The organism is Mesorhizobium sp. M0140 (assembly GCF_040322475.1).
Lineage (GTDB): Bacteria > Pseudomonadota > Alphaproteobacteria > Rhizobiales > Rhizobiaceae > Mesorhizobium.
Genome location: NZ_JAMYTM010000001.1, coordinates 406,817 through 425,887 on the forward strand (window position 1 = coordinate 406,817; position 19,071 = coordinate 425,887).

Consider the following 19,071-nt stretch of genomic DNA (forward strand, 5'->3'; position numbering starts at 1 on the left):
CATCAAAAACCTCGGAATGGCAAGTCATTTTGCCGCATCTTCGGACGCGGCTTTTGCTTAATCGATTGTAGAAGGCCGACCGCTTTGCCGGCGCTTGCCTTTCGCACTGCAGCATCATATCGCTCCAAGGACGGACCGGCGGAACTTTCCGTTTCGCCAATCTTTCCAATCTCCTGCAACCGGAGAGTGATGCATGACCAAATGGGTTTTCACCTTTGGCGATGGTGCGGCGGAAGGCCGTGCCAGCGACAAGAATCTCCTGGGCGGCAAGGGCGCCAACCTGGCCGAGATGTGCAGCCTGGGGCTGCCGGTGCCGCCGGGCTTCACCATCACCACGGAGGTCTGCAACGCCTACTACGCCAACGGCCGTATTTATCCGGCCGGGTTGGAAGCCGATGTCGCGGTCGCGCTCGATCACATCGGCCGGCTGACCGGCCGTCGGTTCGGCGACCCGTCGAAACTGCTGCTGGTGTCGGTGCGTTCGGGCGCTCGCGCCTCGATGCCCGGCATGATGGACACCGTGCTCAATCTCGGCCTGAACGACGAGACGGTCGAGGCGCTGGCCGCCGATTCCGGCGATGCGCGCTTTGCCTATGACAGCTACCGCCGCTTCATCCAGATGTATTCCGATGTCGTCATGGGCCTCGATCATGAGGTGTTCGAAGAAATCTTGGAAGATCAGAAAGGCGGGCTCGGGCACGAGCTCGACACCGAACTGACGGCGCTCGAATGGCAGGGCGTCATCGCGCTCTACAAGGCCAAGGTCGAGGAAGAGCTCGGCAGGCCTTTTCCGCAGGATCCGCACGAGCAGCTCTGGGGCGCGATATCAGCCGTGTTCTCGAGCTGGATGAACAACCGCGCCATCACCTATCGCCGCCTGCACGACATTCCCGAAAGCTGGGGCACGGCGGTCAACGTCCAGGCCATGGTGTTCGGCAATATGGGCGAAACCTCGGCCACCGGCGTTGCCTTCACGCGCAACCCTTCGACCGGCGAAAAGATGCTCTATGGCGAGTTCCTGGTGAACGCGCAGGGCGAGGACGTCGTCGCCGGCATCCGCACGCCGCAGAACATCACCGAAGCGGCGCGTATCGCAGCCGGCTCGGACAAGCCGTCGCTGCAGAAGCTGATGCCTGACGCGTTCCAGTCCTTTGTCACCATCTCCGACAATCTGGAGAAGCACTACCGCGACATGCAGGATCTCGAATTCACCATCGAGCGCGGCAAATTGTGGATGCTGCAGACCCGCTCCGGCAAGCGCACCGCCAAGGCGGCGCTGAAAATTGCCGTCGAGATGGCGCGGGACAGGCTGATCACGAAAGAGGAAGCCGTCGCCCGTATCGACCCGGCCTCGCTCGACCAGTTGCTGCATCCGACCATCGACCCCAAGGCCGCGCGCGACGTCATCGGCATCGGACTGCCGGCGTCGCCGGGTGCCGCCACCGGCGAGATCGTCTTTTCCTCCGGTGACGCCGAGGAATTGAAGACGCAAGGCCGCAAGGCGATCCTGGTGCGCATCGAAACCAGTCCCGAAGACATCCACGGCATGCATGCGGCGGAAGGCATCCTGACCACGCGCGGCGGCATGACCAGCCACGCCGCGGTGGTGGCGCGCGGCATGGGCAAGCCTTGCGTCTCCGGGGCCGGCTCGCTGCGTGTCGACTACAAGGCCGGCACGCTGATGGCGATGGGCTCGACCTTCCGCAAGGGTGATATCATCACCATCGATGGCAGCAACGGCCAGGTGCTGAAGGGCGCCGTGTCGATGTTGCAGCCGGAACTTTCCGGCGATTTCGCCGCCATCATGGAATGGGCCGACGCGGTGCGTCGCATGAAGGTGCGCACCAATGCCGAAACGCCGCTCGACGCGCGCATGGCGCGTTCCTTCGGCGCTGAAGGCATCGGCCTTTGCCGCACCGAGCACATGTTCTTCGACGGCGAGCGCATCGTCGCCATGCGCGAGATGATCCTGGCCGACACCGAAAAGGACAGGCGCGCCGCACTTGCCAAGCTTCTACCCATGCAGCGCTCGGACTTCCTCGAACTGTTCGAGATCATGGCCGGCCTGCCGGTGACGATCCGCCTGCTCGATCCCCCGCTGCACGAATTCCTGCCCAAGACCGAGGAGGAAGTGGCCGAGGTCGCCGCCGCCATGAAGGTGTCGCCGGACAAGCTCAGGCAGCGCACCGAGGCACTGCACGAGTTCAACCCGATGCTCGGCCATCGCGGCTGCCGCCTGGCTGTCTCCTATCCCGAGATCGCCGAGATGCAGGCACGCGCCATTTTCGAGGCGGCGGTGGAGGCCGGCAGGAAGGCTGGCGCCCTGGTGGTCCCCGAGATCATGGTGCCGTTGGTCGGCCTGGTGAAGGAGCTCGATTACGTCAAGGCGCGCATCGATGCGGTTGCCAAGAGCGTCATGGAGGAAACCGGCGTCAAGATCGACTATCTCACGGGAACCATGATTGAACTCCCCCGTGCCGCGATCCGTGCCCATGTCATTGCAGAGTCAGCCGAATTCTTCTCCTTCGGCACCAACGACCTGACCCAGACGACCTTCGGCATCTCGCGCGACGATGCGGCCTCGTTCCTGGAAACCTACCGCCAGAAGGGCATTATCGATCAGGACCCGTTCGTCTCGCTCGACATCGACGGCGTCGGCGAACTGGTGCGCATGGCCGCGCAAAAGGGCAAGGCGACGCGGCCCGACATCAAGCTCGGTATCTGCGGCGAACATGGCGGCGATCCGGCCTCGATCCGCTTTTGCGAAGAGGTCGGCCTCGACTACGTGTCCTGTTCGCCCTATCGCGTGCCGATCGCCAGGCTGGCGGCCGCGCAGGCAGCGGTGCTGGTTGCGAAGGCAGGCCGAGGATAGGATCCATCCAGCTTACCGTTTTGTAAGGCAATTCACGCGAACGTGCTGGCGGCGTCGCGTAATCTCGACATTGTTCCTGCCCAATTTGCGGCCATCCGCAAATTGCTCCCGGAAACAGATGCTGCAGATTTCTCCCGCGCCGTTCCACTCGATCCTGGTCATCCAAACCAAGTTTATAGGCGATCTCGTCCTCGCCTCGGCGCTCGCCAAGAACCTGCGGCTCGAATTCCCCGGCGCCAGCATCGTCTTTCTGTGCGAGGCCCGCTTCGAGAGCTTCGTCATGGCCCATGGTATCGCTTCCGAGGTGGTCGCATTCAGGCGCGACCGCATGCGCGGAACGCCCTTGGAGCGCGGGAAGGAGCTCTACACCATGGTGCGGGCGTTGCGCCGCTTCCGTTTCGACCTGACCATCGACCTGACCGATTCGAAGACGTCGCGCATGGTCACCGGGCTCGTCAACGCCAAGACCCGTGTCGGTTACAATCCTTCCGAAAGACCCTTGCGTATGTTGGAGCGGCAACCCGCCAATGTCTTTGCCAAGCCCTACGGCTTTGATGGTCAGCATTTCCTGTACCGCTACCTCTCGCCGCTCGAAGCGCTCGGCATCGAACTTCGCACGGTGATTCCGAACCTTCAGCCGCTGCCATCGGAGACGGCGAAAGCACTGGCGCTGCTGGGTAAGCACCATCTGCGGCCAAACGCATTCATCGCCGTGCATGCGGGTGCAAGCTTCGAGGGCCGACGTTGGCAGCCGGAGCGGTTTGCAGCAGTGATCGTCGAGATTGCCGGCGAGACCAGCCTGGATGTCGTCCTGGTGGGCGGCCCGGACGAGCGCGAGATCGCCGAACGTATCGTCGCCAGAACCGCGCCCTCGGTCGTCAATCTCGTCGGTGACCTGTCGCTTGAAAGCCTGCTGGCGTTGCTGAAACAGGCTCGGCTGTTTCTCGGCAATGAGAGCGGCCCGATGCACATGGCCGCAGCCACCGGAACCCCGGTTGTCGGATTGTTCGGTCTGACGGAGCCGTCGCGCTGGGGTCCCGTCGGCGTGCCCAGCATCTCGCTCCAGCCGCCGATGCCTTGCGCCTGCATGGCCGAAAACCTCTGCCGCGCGCCGGATCCGAGCAAAGCATGCTGCGTCTGGGGCCTGGAGGTCAAGCCTGTGGTCGATGCGGTGCGCGAGGTTCTTTCGCGCACCGAAATGAAACTGGAACACGCCATCTGAGATCATGCGCCGCATGCACGACCGCTCTCGACGCGGTGGAATGACCTGTCGCCCACAGGAACGGTCACATTGTCGCGGAGCGCTTTTCAGCTATGCACCATCCCGATTTCCGCCTTCATGCGGGTCGTTGGGATGCCTGCTTGAAATGACGGGTCCGGGAATCGGTTTGATGCGCCTGCTGCAAAAAAATCTCTGCATGATCGCCCTGTCGTGGGCGATGGCATCCGCCAGCCATGCCGCGCCGCTCGTCGAGCCGACGCTGCACATCAAGTCGCAGGCGAGCGGAGCCGGCCGTGTGGCGCTTACGCTCGACGCGTGCGGTGGACAGACCGACAACCGGATCCTTTCGGCGCTGGTGGACAACAAGATTCCCGCCACCATTTTCGTCACCGGCATCTGGCTGAGGCGAAACGCCGCCGCGGTCGAGATCATGCGGGCGCATCCCGATCTGTTCGAACTGGAAAATCACGGCGGCCACCACATTCCGGCGGTCGACACGCCGCGGAAAATCTATGGCATCCGCAGCGCCGGCAGCCCGGACGCGGTGCTGGCCGAGGTCGAATCGGGAGCCGCCGCTCTTGCCGGGACCGGCGAGCCGGCGCCGAAATGGTTCCGTGGCGCAACCGCCGAATACAGCCCGTCGGCAATCGCCATGATCCGCAAGCTTGGCTTCAAGGTCGCGGGTTTCTCGATAAACGGCGACGGTGGCTCTTTGCTCGGCGCCAAGGAGACCGCCCGGCGCATCGCGGCGGCCAAGGATGGCGACGTCATCATCTCGCACATCAACCAGCCGACCCATGCGGCCGGCGAAGGCGTGGTGCAGGGGCTGCTGGCGCTCAAGGCCAAGGGCTTGACCTTTGTGCGGCTCGACGATGCCGAAGGCATCGGCAACAACGGCACGACGGAGTGACTGGCCAGCCGAGCGGATCTCGATGCCGTCGGCGTGGGCTCAGTCTGGTTTGGCTTCGATCGTGACCTTGCTGGCGTAGAATGCGCCGTGGTTGCGGATTTCAGCCATTTCGTCGAAAGGCCGCTCGTAGGCCCACATGGCGTTCTGGCCGGTCTCGCCGGCAGGCAGCACGCTCCAATAGCTTGCATCGCCCTTGTAGGGGCAATGGGTCGAGTGGTCGGTGCGGCCGAGCTTGCCGAAATCGATGTCGGCGAACGGAATGTAGAACGCCGCCGGATAGGGGGCCTCGGTCAGCACCTTGGCCTTCGCTGTTGAAGCGATGACCACGTCTCCGGCACGCACGGTAACGGTGCCGGCATAGGGCTCGATGGTGATGATTTTGTCCGGGTTGCGTTGGAAACCGGGTGCGGGGTTGGCGATCTGATCCATGCGGGGGCTCTCCTTGCGTCGACTTAAAGGTGTGTCGCGCAAGCGCATTGTGCAAGCCGCTATCGCCATCCAGCACGCAAAACTTGCCTTGCCGACGCCGATGGACCGCGCCTTGGAACCCTCGAGATACTTGTCGTCAGCTGTCAGGCAGCGGCCTTGAACACGTCCATGAGACCGGCATAGGCGGCAGCGATCCCGGCGACCGGGTTGCTGCTTCTCGATACGGTCTCGACCTTCAAGGAACCGCCGCCGGTAGGCAAGGTGAGCAGCAGGAACTGGCGGTTTCCGCCATCGCCGACTGACGCGGCCGCGACGTGCTGGTCCTCGCCCTGATTCTGGACGCACATCTTGAACAGCAGCGTGCCGCCGACCGCTTCCAGCGCGCCGCCGACAACTTCAACAAATTCATCTTCGGAAACAGTCTTTGTGTCCGGCACCACATCGGCCAGACTTTCGGCAAGCGTACTCTCGAGAGCCTTGTCGTCGAGCTGCGCGTCCATGCGAACCTCTTTCAGTCGCCAATCGCACCCCTTTGCCCGTTAACGAAACTTAACGCGGACGATGGCCGGATTGTGGCGGTTTTCCACCAATGCGGCGCTGGGTGGTGCTGGCGGCTGGACAATCGGCCGGTTCGCTCCACAATAGCCCGAAAAGCACAACGCAAAAGCGTGAGGGAGGACCGAATGCTGGGACTGATGCAGGAATGGCCGCTGCTTTGCCATAAGCTCATCGACAATGCCGAGCGGCAGCATGGCGTGCGTAAGATCGTGACGCGCTCGATCGAGGGGCCGATCGTGCGTACCACTTACGCCGACATCCATCGTCGTGCCCTGAAGGTCGCCCAGCGGCTGGAGCGCGACGGCTATGGGCTGGGCGACCGCATCGCGACGCTGGCCTGGAACACCGCACGCCATATCGAGGCCTGGTACGGCATCATGGGCATCGGCGCCATCTACCACACGCTCAATCCGCGGCTGTTTCCCGAGCAGATCGTCTGGATCATGAACCATGCCGAGGACAAGGCAGTCTTCGTCGACCTGACCTTCGTGCCGCTGCTCGAGAAAATCGCCGGCGCCGTAAAATCGCTGAAACAGGTGATCGTGCTGACCGACAGGGCGCATATGCCGCCGACGACATTGCCCAACGCGGTCGCCTATGAAGACTGGCTTGACGAGGCGGATGGCGACTTCGCCTGGAAGACCTTCGACGAAAGCACCGCCGCCGGCATGTGCTACACGTCCGGGACCACGGGCGATCCCAAGGGCGTCGTCTACAGCCATCGTTCGAACGTGCTGCACGCCATGATCGCTGCCATGCCCGACGCCATGGGACTGTCGTCGCGCGATACGATCCTGCCTGTCGTGCCGATGTTTCACGCCAATGCCTGGGGCCTTGGCCAGAGCGGGCCGATGATCGGTGCCAAGCTGGTCATGCCCGGCTGCAAGATGGATGGCGCCTCGATCTATGAATTGCTCGACACCGAGAAGGTGACCTTCAGCGCCGCCGTGCCGACCGTCTGGATGATGCTGCTGCAGCATCTGGAGGAGACCGGCAAGAAGCTTCCCTATCTGAACAAGGTTGTCATCGGCGGCTCGTCGTGCCCGCGCGCGATCATGACCAAGTTCCAGCAGAACTACGATGTCCAGGTCATCCATGCGTGGGGTATGACCGAAATGTCGCCGCTCGGCACGCTGTGCACCCTGAAGCCGGACCATGCCGGTCTTGAGGGCGAAGCCCGGCTCGATGTCCAGCAGAAACAGGGCCATCCGCCCTTCGGCGTCGAAATGAAGGTGACCGACGACGACAACAACGAGCAGCCTTGGGACGGCAAGACTTTTGGCCGCCTGAAAGTGCGTGGGCCGGCCGTTGCCCGTGCCTATTATGGCGGCGCCGGCGTGGAGCAGTTCGATGAGGATGGCTGGTTCGACACTGGCGACGTCGCCCACATCGACGCCGGCGGCTACATGCAGATCACCGATCGCGCCAAGGACGTCATCAAGTCCGGCGGCGAATGGATTTCGACCATCGACCTCGAGAATCTGGCTGTTGGCCATCCCGATGTCGCCGAGGCGGCAGCCATCGGCGTTCAGCATTCGAAATGGGGCGAACGGCCGCTGCTGGTCGTCGTCCGCAAACCGGGCAAGGAACCGACCAAGGCTGACATTCTCGACTTCATGGACGGCAAGGTGGCCAAATGGTGGATGCCGGACGATGTCGCTTTCGTCGGTGAAATTCCGCACACCGCCACCGGCAAGATCCAGAAGATCACCTTGCGCCAGCAATTCAAGGACTATCGCCTGCCGACGGATTGACGCGATGGTGCATGTTTCGGCTTCATGCCATCGCAAAAAGGCACTAAGTCTCCGTTCGGGTTGGGGCAGCACGGAAAACGATGGTTAGCATTCCTGAACGGCAAACGTCGAAGGCGGCCGGCTGGTCGCGGCGCACGGCCGCTTTTTCGTTGGTGCTGCTGCTGACGGTCTTCGTCGGCCATCGCTTCGATCTCGTCGAAACACCTGTCTTTCTGTGGGTGCTGGGCATTGTCGCGCTGCTGGCGGCGATGGCGCTGTTGTTTGCCGGGTTTGCCTTTTCGCGGCTCTGGAATTTCGGCGACCGCGGCGGTCGCGACCTGACGGTCGGCGCGCTGCTGGCACTGCTGGTGCTCGCACCCTATGGCGTCGCCGCCTACTGGGCGACGATCTATCCGCCGCTCAGGGATATCTCGACGGATTTCGACGAACCGCCGGCGCTCGACGTGAGCGACCGGAGGAAGGATATGAACGTGCTTGCGCCGTCGACGCCTGGGGAACAGCGGCTGCAGACCGATAGCTATCCGCTGGTCAGCGCACGCAGCTACGACCTGCCGTTCGAGACCGTCGTCAATGCCGTCGAAACCGTGCTCGACCGGCGCGACTGGGAGCTGTCGGAACCCTATCCCGATCTCGCCGGGCAAAGCGAGGTGACCATCACCGCCGTCGCCAAGGGCTTCGTGATCGGCCTTCCCGCCGACGTGGCGATCCGCGTGACGGACGATGGCGACACGGTCATCGTCGACATGCGGTCGGCATCCCGCTACGGCCGCTACGACCTCGGCGACAATGCGGCGCGCATCACCGAATTTCTCGCGGAACTCGACCAGGAAGTCGCCGGTCAGGTTGGCGCCGCTCCGGTCGAATGAGACCCAGGGGAGGCTATTCGCCAGGGTCGAACTCTCCTTTGAACAAGACTGTCGCGACCGGTCCAATCGGATTGGCGATCCGGCTCTCCAGGACTTCGACAAGTTTGCGTCCGACACCCGCTATGTCCACGAAATGAACGCCGATCTTCGCAGGCAGGAAGCGCGATAGCCGCGTGCTGTCCCGAGTGACAATGTGGATGTCACTCCCTGGCGCGAGACCTCTTCTGCCGAGAGCGTGTAATGCCCCCAGAAGGCCCAGTTCGTTGGCGCATGCCAAGCCCGTCGGCGGATCTGACCAGGCCAGCATGCGATCGAACCAGGCTGCGCTCGATTCCATGGTGAACATTCCATGACCGATCAGCGACTGGTCGATCGGAATACCAGCCTCGGCCATTGCCCTTCCATACCCGGAAAGACGCATGGCACTCGCCTGGTCGCCCGGAACGAGAAGTTGCAGCGCAATGCGTCGGCAGCCCTTGTCCATGAGCCGCCGGGTCGCCTCGTAGGCAATCTGTTCATTGTCGATGTCGACATAAGGATATGCTGTATCCAGGTCAGTTCTTCCAAACGCGACGAATGGCATGCCTCTATCCAGCAATAGCTTAACGCGCGGATCACCCGAGACCATGCGTGTGATAATCAGTCCGTCTGTGCTGCCCGCCTGAAGCTGTCGCTGCACACTCTCGATGGGATCATCATCGGGCGTGGTGGAGTAGATGGATAGGCTATAACCCGCTTGCCGCGCCGCCAGCGTCATGCCTTCGATTAACGGAAGCTTCAACAGATCGGACAGATGATCTTGTGTTTCCATCGGGTATATTGCTGTCATCGTCAGCGTGCGGCCAGTTTTGAGCGCGAAGCCATGATGATTTGGCACATAGCCGACCCGCTGCGCCACTTCCTTGACGCGAGCGATGGTGGCGGGATGAACCTCCGGCCCATCCTTCAGCGCGCGGGATACCGTGGTGACCGAAAGGGAAAGTTCCGCCGCGATCTGTTTCAGGTTGGTCATGTCGCCCGACCTCATTTGCGAAAGCGCCGGCTGATTTGCTGACTTCCACTACGTGACCGAATTCCACCTCACGGTCAATCCAAGCTCTCGCTAAAGCAGCTTGACTCTCCTGCAATTGGATGCAATCGTAACGTTACGATTGTCAAGAATTGGCCATTTTGAGCGCGTCTCAACAAATTCTAGGGAGGAGAACCTATGTCTTGGTTACGCATTTCCTTGACGGCATTAGCATTCTCGGCCGCCGTGCCGGTCTATGCCCAATCAGTCACCATCACGACCGCGGGCGGCGATTATGGCAACGCCATGAAGGAAGCCATGTGGGCCCCCGCTGCAAAAGAGCTTGGCTATGATGTCCGCGAGGAGACCCTCAGCGACGGCTTGGCCGCCCTGAAGATGCAGGTCACCTCGGGCGCGGTCACAACCGACGTCATTCACCTGGGCTCACCGGAGGGCGCGCAGGCCGCCGCACAGTCGCTGCTGGAGCCGCTCGACTACAAGATCATCGATCCAAAGGCCGTGCCGGATGGCGCAAAGTCCGACTACTGCTATCCGTTCGACTCCTATGGCACCGTCATGTCCTGGAACACCAAAACCTATGGCGAGAACCCGCCAAAGACATGGGCGGAGTTCTGGGATGTTGCCCAATTTCCGGGCCGTCGCGCCCTCCGCGCCAATGCACAGGACTCGATCGAGATCGCGCTGCTCTCGGACGGCGTAGCACCGGCCGACGTGTATTCCGTGCTCAGCACGCCGGAGGGCCTGGATCGCGCGATCAAGCGGCTTGAAGCGATCAAACCAAATGTCGCGGTGTGGTGGACTTCGGGAGCTCAGTCCGCGCAGTTGCTGAAAGATGGCGAGGCGGATTTGGTCGTTACCTGGAACGGGCGGGCCCAAACCGTGAAAGCGGATGGCGGCGCGGTCGATTACACGTTCAAGGGTTCCGTCATCGGTACGGATTGCCTCGGGGTACCGAAGGGGGCGCCGAACAAGGAAGCGGCCATGAAACTCATCGCGGCGATGACACAGCCCGCGCGCGTGGCGAAGCTGACCGATTTCATCGCTTATGGCCCGGTCAATCCTGCTGGCTATGAGGGTGGCCTTATTCCCGAGGACCGTCTGAAGACCCTTGCGACCGCGCCTGAAAATGCCGGCACTTCGGTGTTTTCGAATGCGGACTGGTGGGTCAAGAATGGCGAAGCTGCTCAAAAAACCTTCGATGAGATGATGGCCCGCTGAGTCTCAGCTTTAAGGCTGAAGCACATGATGAAGTCGCTCCCGATCACCATCGACAGCGTGCGCAAGACCTACGGATCTTACGTCGCGCTGGACGATGTCTCGCTCGACATTCAGGCTGGCGAATTTCTCACGCTCTTGGGGCCGTCCGGATCGGGCAAGACCACGCTGCTCATGGCTTTGGCCGGATTTGTCCGGCCCGATTCCGGTAAACTTTTGTTGGACGATCGGGACATTACCCGCCTGGCCCCCAACAAGCGCGACATCGGCATAGTCTTCCAGAACTACGCCCTGTTTCCCCACATGAACGTTCTGGCAAATGTCGAGTATCCGTTGGTGCTGCGCAAGACGCCGAAAGCCGAGGCCCGCCAGAGGGCACTCGACACTTTGGCCCGCGTGAAGCTTGAAGGTTTGGCGGAGCGCAACATTGCCGCATTGTCCGGCGGCCAGCGCCAGCGGGTGGCGTTGGCGCGGGCGATCGTCTTTGAGCCACGCGTGATGCTGATGGACGAGCCGTTGTCGGCGCTCGACAAGAACCTGCGCGAAACCATGCAGTACGAGATCCGGCGTCTGCACGATGATCTGGGGATCACCACGGTCTATGTGACGCATGACCAGCGCGAAGCGCTAAACATGTCCGACAGGATCGCGGTGATGAATTCCGGCCGCATCCAGCAGATCGATACGCCACAGCGGATCTATGATCGTCCATCGACCCGCTTCGTCGCGGAGTTCATGGGCGAGGCCAACATTGTGGCCCCGGGCTCGGCGCGCAGAATAGACGGCGCCGATGCGTCACGCGAAGCTCTGATGATCCGCGCGGAATGCTTCCATCTTGATGCGAAGCTCGTCGGGCCAGACGGGGTGGCCCTTGAGGGAACGCTGCGCGCCAAGGCGTTTCGTGGCGAGAACTGGCTTTTGACGCTGGCGCTTGACGGCGGGCAAGAGATACTTGTCTGCATTCCGGCGGCGCTGGCCAGCGGCTGCGCCGAACTTGCCGCCGGTCAGCGGGTGACCGCCTATGCACCAGCAGCGAAAGTTCACGCGATACCGGGAGTGGTAGCGTGACCGTCCTTGCCGATCCTGCGCTCGCGGCAGACGCGCGACGCGAGCGGCGGTTCTTCCTCTCGCTTTCACTGCCTGCGCTGTTCATCGTCGGACTGGCGGCGATAATGCCTATCCTATGGATCATCCGGCAATCCTTCCTGACCACGGGGGGCGAGTACACCGTCGGCAACTACGAGAAGGTGCTTTCGAGCGGGCTGACATGGTCGGCACTGGTCACAACCCTTGAACTGTCCCTGGGCACGCTGGCGATCTGCATTCTTCTCGGTACTCCCCTGGCGCTCGCCCTGGCCAGCGCCAGACCAAGGGTGGCCAATTTGCTGATGGCCTTCGTCATGCTGCCGTTGTGGACCTCCATTCTGGTGCGCACCTATGGCTGGCTCGTGCTGTTGCGGCGCGATGGCCTGATCAACGCAACTTTGACGGGTTCAGGCCTGACAGCTGAGCCATTGCCGCTGGTCTACAATTTCACGGGAACGCTGATCGGCATGGTTCACTACATGCTGCCGCTTTTTCTGCTGCCCGTTTATGCGGCGATGCGCGATATCGATGCAAACCTCGTCCGCGCGTCGGCGAGCATGGGCGCCACTCTCGGGCAAACGATCCGCACGGTCATCCTGCCGCTTTCGGCCGGCGGCATCTTCTCGGGTTCGATCATCGTCTTCATTTACACCATAGGGTTCTTCATCACGCCCGCGGTGCTTGGCGGCGGCAAGGTAAATCCGCTTTCCACCCGGATCGAGCGCACGCTATCGACCTTCCAGGATTGGGGCTCGGCGAGCGTCCTGGGCATTCTGCTCCTCGTTCTTATGGCGTTGGTGGGGGTGATGTTCCTGGCTGCGCGGCGGCTCATTGCCGGACGCAGCATCGGCACAGCCCATGCTTGAAGCCTATCCAGACAGCAGGCTGGCCCGCATCCTCCTGTGGAGCTTTTGTGCGCTCGTTATGGCGTTCCTGATGCTGCCGACGCTCGTCGTCGTCCCGCTCTCCTTTTCGGCGTCCAATCTTCTCGAGTTCCCACCGCGCGCATACTCGTTGCGCTGGTACGAGACTTTCTTCGGTTCGGCGACATGGATGGCCGCACTCAGGACGAGCCTGATCCTCGGCACATTGACAGCGATGATCACAGTGCCGCTGGGGCTTCTGGCCGGCATCTCGATCAACCGGCTCGGCGGAAAGGCCGCCGTAACCATTCAGGGCGTTCTGCTCACCCCGTCCATTGTGCCGGGGATCCTGCTCGCGATCGGTCTCTTCTTTGTTCTGGCGGCGCAACGTCTTGTCGGAACGCTGTTCGGTGTCCTGGTCGGACATGTGGTACTAGCCATTCCGGTCGCGTGCATTGTGTTGTTGCCCGCCTTGGCCCGCTTTGACTGGAACCAGGTTCAGGCGGCGCGCAGCCTGGGCGCAAACTGGGCGAGAGCCATTGGCGGAATAATTGTCCCCCAACTTCAGATCAGTCTGTTGTCGGCCACACTGATGGCCTTCCTGACCTCGCTAGACGAATCCGTCATTTCGATCTTCGTCGCGAGTGGTCAAAACAGCACGCTGCCGAAGCTCATGTTCCTGTCGCTGCGCGATCAGATCGACCCGACCATCGCGGCGATTTCGACCTTGTGGACCGTCATCGTCGTGGTCGTTGTCCTGGTCGTGACCCTTCGCCAAAAATCCTGAGCGAGACTGAAAACATGCCCAACAATCATCATGCAGCCGACGATCTGGCCGATCATTCAACGGACATACCCCAAGTGGGGTTGGCGATCATCACCGGATCGGCGAATTGGGGTCTCGCCTTTCCGGAAGATGTCGAAGTTGATGGCGTCCGCACCTTGCAGCGAGACATGAGTTTCCAAACGCCTTTCGGTCCCAGCGACAATTGGAAGCTGCTCGAATTCGATGCATCTATTACCGTCGAGGGCAAAACGAAACGTGCCCTGTGCATGTATTCGCACGGCAATCCCCGAGACCATATCGACCATTCCTGTCATCGCCGCGCGTTCTGGGTCTTGATGAAAGCGGGTGTAAGGCAAGTGCTGGCCTGCTCGACTGTTGGCGCCGTCAACAAGGCGATCCAGCCCGGCGACATAGTCGTAAACGCCGATATCATCGAACTGTCGCAGACCCCGTTTTCGCTGCTGCCTGGCCGCCAGAGCTTCGACTGCTCGGGCAAGCAGATCGTATGTCCAAGATGTGCGGCATTGTTGGCCGAGACCGCCCGGCGCCATTGGCCAGCCGAATGCCGCGTCCATGGCATCGAGCAGCAGTTGGTGGCTGCCCACTGCTACGGGCCGCGACTGACAACTCCCGCCGAAGCTCTGGCATATCGAAACATGGGAGCGGACGTGCTCAACCACTCGATCGCCCCTGAGGCCACCTTATCGCGCGAGATCGGCGCCTGTTTCGTGCCCCTGGCGTTCGTCACGGCCGGTTTCAACGACTATATGGACCGCGAGCGCCAGAAATTGCTGCAGGAGCACGTGCTGCCGAGCCTCTCCATGACAGCCTCGCGGGTTGCGCTGGAGACCGCGGCACGTCTTCCAACGGATCCCGAATGCTCTTGCCAGGGCTTGAAGTCGCCTCAGCCAGCAGAGCGCTCCAGCCGGTTCTAGAGCGAATGGCGCCGATAGCCTATCCGGCCGGCGTGAAAATGCCGTCGATGGCCGGTGCGGCATCGGTCACAACTAGGCCGCGCGCCGTCAGATCCTCGAGATGGGCAAGCACCGACAATCCGGCGGCGCCATGCAGCCGCGGGTCGGTGTCCCTGTAGATCGCCTTGACCATATCCACGATCGTCCGGTCGCCCTCTTTGACCCGCTCCAGGATGGCACGCTCGCGCATCTTGCGATGCGTCTTCAACCCGCGCATGAAAGCCCGCGGTGCTGTCACCGGCCCGCCATGTCCGGGCAACAGCAAGCGGTCCCCGCGTTCGATCAAGCGATCCAGCGAGGCCATGTAGTCGGCCATCGCTCCATCCGGCGGGGCGACGATGGAGGTTGCCCAGGCCATGACATGATCGGCCGAAAACAAGATACCGATTCCTTCCAGCGCGCCAATTCTTTCCAGCGCGAATGCCGCATGATTGGCGGTGTGGCCCGGGGTCAGAACCGTCCTGATCGACCAGCCGTCGCCGTCGACCACCTCGCCGTCGGGCAGGGCGACATCAGGGACGAAACCCGTGTCGGCACTGGCATCGAGCGCATTGGTCTCGCCGATATGCAGGGCTCTTGCCGGCCGGTGCGGCCCCTCTGCCAGCACGAGGGCGCCGGTGCGCTCTTTCAGGCGGGCCGCCAGCGGGGAGTGGTCGCGATGCGTGTGGCTGACGAAGATATGGCTGACCGGCCGGTCTGCGATCACGCCGAGCAGGGTCCGCAGATGCGCCTCGTCATCCGGCCCCGGATCGATCACCGCCAGCGTATCGCGGCCAATTATGTAGCTGTTGGTGCCGTGAAAGGTGAAAGGGCTTGGATTGCGGGCCGTGATGCGCTGGACATCGGGCGCGACGTTCACCCCCTGGCCATAGAAGGGGTCGAAGCCGGTATCGAATTTCAGTGCCATGCATCGGTGCCTTGTTTCGGGAAACGGCAAAACCGATTGCCGCATAACACGCAAGCCAATATAGGAGGATGTGAGGCCGCGAACATCGGTGTGCGGCAATCGGATTGGGGAAATACCATGGCAATTGCAACTACGATGCGTCCGCTTGTTTCTCTGGCTCTGCCGCAAAATGGCGCGGCGCGGCTGGCAACGCAGCTTTTCCTGGCCATCGCCGGAACGCTTGTGCTGACCCTGTCGGCCAAGACCAAGGTTATGCTCGGGCCGGTCGACATTTCGATGCAGACGCTGGCCGTGCTGCTGATCGCCGCCGCTTTCGGCATGCGTCTCGGCGTCGCCACCCTGCTGCTCTACATGGCGGAGGGCGCCATGGGCTTCCCCGTCTTCCAGAGCACGCCTGAAAAGGGTCTCGGCATTGCCTACATGCTCGGCTCGACCGGCGGTTATCTCGCAGGCTTCGTGGTCATGGCGGCAATCGTCGGCTGGGCGGCGGATCGCGGCTGGGACCGCCATCCGATCAAGCTTTTCAACGCCATGCTGGTTGCCGAGGTCGTCATGATGGCGATGGGTTTCGCCTGGCTGGCGGCGCTGATCGGCCCGGAAAAATCGTGGCAGTTCGGCGTCGTGCCGTTCATCGTCGGCGACCTGATCAAGGTGGCTCTCGCGGCAAGCCTGGTGCCGGCCGTCTGGACGCTGCTCAAGCGCGGCTGAAGCGCGCGATCGAAGAAACGGCCAGGGGCAATCAAGCCACTGGCCGGAGCGGCGTGACTGGCCGATTTCCGGTCTGGTGTCCGCCAACCTCGATAGATTGTCGGTTATATCGCCCTAGACGCTGCGACATCTTCAGTAATGATCATTAAGCCGCTTTATTAGCCCAGGCTTTTCAATTCCCGCACTGTTGATCTGAGAAATAGATGCTTGCTGGCGCAGCCGCGCTGTCGTAGCTCTTGGTCTTCGACTGTATCGAATCGCCGGGGGGCGAGACGTCCGATTCGTTGTTGTGAGCGATCAGGTCAGATGCACTATCGCGCTGGTCTGTCGCCGACACGGCAGCTTCGGGGAAGGGGGGAAGACGTTGAATGTCGCAGCGTCGACTATTGCCGGAAGCCGGCACTTCCTGTTCAGGATTCGGTTTCAACTGCTTGGCGGACTGACATTCGCGATTTTTGCGCCGGCGATCATCCGGATTGTCTTCAATCCTGAATTTATCTATTCGGCCAATCTTCAGGTCACGGTGGCAGCTGCGGTCATCGCGCACCTTGTGGGCTTCTTGTCCTATCGCCGCATCGGAAATTTCCCGGGCGTGGCCGCGGCAAGTTACATCTTGCCGACATTTGCCCTGTCCTATGGGGCTGTTTTCCTGACCATCTTCTTTTTTCGGTTCGAGTACAGCCGGTTTCAAGCCGCCGCCAGTTTCACGCAGTCCACGCTCTGGTATTTCGGCCTGAGCCTGTTGACGCGGCGTCTCGATCCGTACCGGCTCGTCGTGATTCCCGGCGGAGATGTCGAGCGCCTCAAGACGTTACCGGGTGTGCATTGGTTTTGGATCAAGTCGACCAGTACGATAATCGAAAGAGCCAGCGGCGTGGTCGTTGATCTGCGTGCCGATCTTGGCGCGGAATGGGAACGGTACATCGCGGATCGGGCCCTTTCGGGAACACCCGTATACCACGTCAAGCAGGTCAGCGAGTCGCTGACCGGTCGGGTCGAGATCGAGCACCTGTCGGAAAACACGCTTGGTTCACTCAATCCGAACCAGGCCTATCTCAAGATCAAGCAGGCAGCCGACTGGGTCTCGGCACTTGTCTTGATTATCGTTCTTTCCCCGGTTCTGGCGTTGATAGCGCTGCTGATCCGGCTGGATTCCGATGGTCCCGCGCTGTTTCGCCAGCAGCGCATGGGCTACCGGGGCAAGATCTGCACGGTCTACAAGTTTCGCTCGATGCGCCAGCACTCTGACGCCGGCAGCGACAAGGAGAGGGCGATCACCAGGCGCGATGATGATCGCATCACCCGAGTCGGGCGTTTCCTGCGAAAATCCAGGATCGACGAACTGCCGCAGGTCATCAACATCCTGCGTGGCGAAATGAGTTGGATCGGACCGCGACCGGAAGCTGTCGTGCTGTCACAGTGGTACGAGGCTGAGCTGCCATTCTATCGCTACAGGCATATCGTCAGGCCAGGCATAAGTGGGTGGGCACAAGTAAATCAGGGGCATGTGGCTGCCGTCGATGACGTTATGGAAAAATTGCACTATGATTTCTATTACATAAAAAACTTTTCGCCTTGGTTGGACGTTTTGATAACCCTCAAGGCAATGAAAACGATGCTTACCGGCTTTGGTGCGAGATAACCAATGCGAAGCATGGCTCTGGAATAGCAAGCGCAGGAAGCAGATGGATCTCGCCTCCAGGAAAATAGCGATCATCGGGCTTGGCTATGTCGGCCTGCCGCTGGCGGTCGCCTTCGGTGCCGGCAGGGATGTCGTCGGTTTCGACATCGACCAGTCGAGGGTGGACGCGCTGAGGCGTGGCGACGACCATACGCTGGAAGCCAGCAGCGAGGAGATCAGTGCTGCGTCGCGGCTGACATTCACCACCGACAAGGCCGATCTGCGCGATTGCGGGATTTTCATCGTCACGGTTCCGACGCCGATCGACAGGGCCAATCGTCCGGATCTGAAACCGCTGATCATGGCATCGACTTTGGTCGGTGAGGTCATATCGCCAGGCGCGGTGGTGATCTTCGAATCGACGGTCTACCCCGGCTGCACGGAAGAGGTGTGCGCTCCGCTGATCGAGAAACATTCGGGCCTGCGCTACAATGAGGGGTTCTTCCTCGGCTACAGTCCCGAGCGCATCAATCCGGGCGACCGCGAGCATCGGTTGCAAACGATCGTCAAGGTCACCAGCGGCTCGACGCCGGAAGCGGCCGAAGGTATCGATGCGCTCTATGCCTCGATCGTGCCGGCAGGCACACACCGTACCTCGAGCATTGCGGTCGCCGAAGCGGCCAAGGTCATCGAGAACACTCAGCGCGACCTCAACATCGCGCTGATGAACGAGCTGTCGCTTATCTTCGGCAAGCTGGGCATCGACACGTCCGAAGTGCTGGAAGCCGCCGGCACCAAATGGAATTTCCTGCGCTTCACGCCTGGTCTCGTCGGCGGCCACTGCATCGGCGTCGATCCCTACTATCTCACCCACAAGGCCCAGGAACTCGGCTATCATCCGGAGGTGATTCTTGCCGGCCGCCGTATCAATGACGGCATGGGTCAGCACGCGGCGGATCAGACGGCCCGCCTGATGATGCGCAAGGGAATACCTGTCGTTGGCAGCCGGATTCTGGTGATGGGCGCGGCCTTCAAGGAAAATTGTCCGGACCTGAGGAATTCCAAGGTCGCCGATATCGTTGCCCAACTGAAGGAATACAATGCCGGCATCGACATATGGGACCCCTGGGTCAACGCGCAGGAATGCGCGCGTGCCTTCGGCATAGCCAGCATGAAGGACATTCCCGATCAGCGCTATGACGGCGTTATCGTGGCCGTCGGCCACAGGCAGTTCCGCGCGCTGGGCGTCGACGGCCTGCAGGCGCTTTG

At 61.6% G+C, this 19,071-nt stretch carries 17 protein-coding genes; 13 read left to right on the forward strand and 4 right to left on the reverse strand.

Annotated features, from left to right (window positions below; all coding sequences use genetic code 11):
• Window positions 1-193 precede the first annotated feature (193 nt).
• From ppdK to NKJ37_RS01950, 3 genes are all read left to right on the forward strand, one after another.
• On the forward strand, window positions 194-2,872 hold the full coding sequence (gene ppdK / locus NKJ37_RS01940; protein WP_352772345.1) for a pyruvate, phosphate dikinase: 2,679 nt from the start codon (window positions 194-196) through the stop codon (window positions 2,870-2,872).
• Window positions 2,873-2,990: 118 nt separating this feature from the next.
• Complete coding sequence (locus NKJ37_RS01945) at window positions 2,991-4,094, forward strand: glycosyltransferase family 9 protein (protein WP_352772347.1); 1,104 nt, start codon at window positions 2,991-2,993, stop codon at window positions 4,092-4,094.
• A gap of 169 nt (window positions 4,095-4,263) precedes the next feature.
• Window positions 4,264-5,004, forward strand: coding sequence for a polysaccharide deacetylase family protein (locus NKJ37_RS01950; protein WP_023808566.1), 741 nt, complete (start codon window positions 4,264-4,266; stop codon window positions 5,002-5,004).
• Between the two features lie 39 nt (window positions 5,005-5,043).
• Here the strand turns inward: NKJ37_RS01950 and NKJ37_RS01955 are convergent, their stop codons facing one another.
• Entirely contained in the window at window positions 5,044-5,433 is a 390-nt protein-coding gene (locus NKJ37_RS01955; RefSeq protein ID WP_352442763.1) for a DUF427 domain-containing protein, read from the reverse strand.
• Between the two features lie 143 nt (window positions 5,434-5,576).
• Window positions 5,577-5,933: a hypothetical protein gene (locus NKJ37_RS01960; protein ID WP_023808564.1), complete on the reverse strand. Its 357-nt coding sequence runs from the start codon at window positions 5,931-5,933 to the stop codon at window positions 5,577-5,579.
• A gap of 183 nt (window positions 5,934-6,116) precedes the next feature.
• Between NKJ37_RS01960 and NKJ37_RS01965 the strand changes: the two genes are divergently transcribed.
• Window positions 6,117-7,745 (forward strand): fatty-acid--CoA ligase, encoded by a 1,629-nt coding sequence (locus NKJ37_RS01965; RefSeq protein WP_352442762.1) that lies wholly within the window; start codon window positions 6,117-6,119, stop codon window positions 7,743-7,745.
• 80 nt (window positions 7,746-7,825) lie between these two features.
• On the forward strand, window positions 7,826-8,611 hold the full coding sequence (locus NKJ37_RS01970; RefSeq protein ID WP_023808562.1) for a DUF1499 domain-containing protein: 786 nt from the start codon (window positions 7,826-7,828) through the stop codon (window positions 8,609-8,611).
• A 13-nt stretch (window positions 8,612-8,624) separates the two neighbouring features.
• Here NKJ37_RS01970 and NKJ37_RS01975 read toward each other — a convergent pair whose 3' ends face one another.
• Window positions 8,625-9,623: a LacI family DNA-binding transcriptional regulator gene (locus NKJ37_RS01975; protein WP_128302515.1), complete on the reverse strand. Its 999-nt coding sequence runs from the start codon at window positions 9,621-9,623 to the stop codon at window positions 8,625-8,627.
• A gap of 195 nt (window positions 9,624-9,818) precedes the next feature.
• Between NKJ37_RS01975 and NKJ37_RS01980 the strand changes: the two genes are divergently transcribed.
• From NKJ37_RS01980 to NKJ37_RS02000, 5 genes are all read left to right on the forward strand, one after another.
• Window positions 9,819-10,859 (forward strand): ABC transporter substrate-binding protein, encoded by a 1,041-nt coding sequence (locus NKJ37_RS01980; protein ID WP_352442761.1) that lies wholly within the window; start codon window positions 9,819-9,821, stop codon window positions 10,857-10,859.
• Window positions 10,860-10,886: 27 nt separating this feature from the next.
• The gene (locus NKJ37_RS01985) at window positions 10,887-11,924 is read left to right on the forward strand and encodes an ABC transporter ATP-binding protein (protein WP_352772374.1); all 1,038 of its coding nucleotides are present in this window, start codon (window positions 10,887-10,889) and stop codon (window positions 11,922-11,924) included.
• Window positions 11,921-12,808 carry an ABC transporter permease gene (locus tag NKJ37_RS01990; protein WP_352442760.1) on the forward strand — a complete coding sequence of 296 codons (888 nt, stop codon included), beginning with the start codon at window positions 11,921-11,923 and terminating at the stop codon, window positions 12,806-12,808. The genes NKJ37_RS01985 and NKJ37_RS01990 overlap by 4 nt, the downstream gene beginning before the upstream one ends.
• On the forward strand, window positions 12,801-13,592 hold the full coding sequence (locus NKJ37_RS01995) for an ABC transporter permease (RefSeq protein ID WP_128302516.1): 792 nt from the start codon (window positions 12,801-12,803) through the stop codon (window positions 13,590-13,592). The genes NKJ37_RS01990 and NKJ37_RS01995 overlap by 8 nt, the downstream gene beginning before the upstream one ends.
• A gap of 74 nt (window positions 13,593-13,666) precedes the next feature.
• The gene (locus NKJ37_RS02000; RefSeq protein WP_352613256.1) at window positions 13,667-14,527 is read left to right on the forward strand and encodes a phosphorylase family protein; all 861 of its coding nucleotides are present in this window, start codon (window positions 13,667-13,669) and stop codon (window positions 14,525-14,527) included.
• 19 nt (window positions 14,528-14,546) lie between these two features.
• Here NKJ37_RS02000 and NKJ37_RS02005 read toward each other — a convergent pair whose 3' ends face one another.
• Window positions 14,547-15,473 carry an MBL fold metallo-hydrolase gene (locus NKJ37_RS02005; protein ID WP_352613248.1) on the reverse strand — a complete coding sequence of 309 codons (927 nt, stop codon included), beginning with the start codon at window positions 15,471-15,473 and terminating at the stop codon, window positions 14,547-14,549.
• A gap of 117 nt (window positions 15,474-15,590) precedes the next feature.
• On the opposite strand from NKJ37_RS02005, the gene NKJ37_RS02010 reads away from it, so the two are divergent.
• From NKJ37_RS02010 to NKJ37_RS02020, 3 genes are all read left to right on the forward strand, one after another.
• Window positions 15,591-16,181: a biotin transporter BioY gene (locus NKJ37_RS02010; protein ID WP_352613250.1), complete on the forward strand. Its 591-nt coding sequence runs from the start codon at window positions 15,591-15,593 to the stop codon at window positions 16,179-16,181.
• 364 nt (window positions 16,182-16,545) lie between these two features.
• Window positions 16,546-17,823 (forward strand): sugar transferase, encoded by a 1,278-nt coding sequence (locus NKJ37_RS02015; protein WP_352772352.1) that lies wholly within the window; start codon window positions 16,546-16,548, stop codon window positions 17,821-17,823.
• A gap of 43 nt (window positions 17,824-17,866) precedes the next feature.
• Window positions 17,867-19,071: nucleotide sugar dehydrogenase (locus NKJ37_RS02020; RefSeq protein WP_352772355.1), on the forward strand; the 1,205-nt coding region annotated here is incomplete at its 3' end.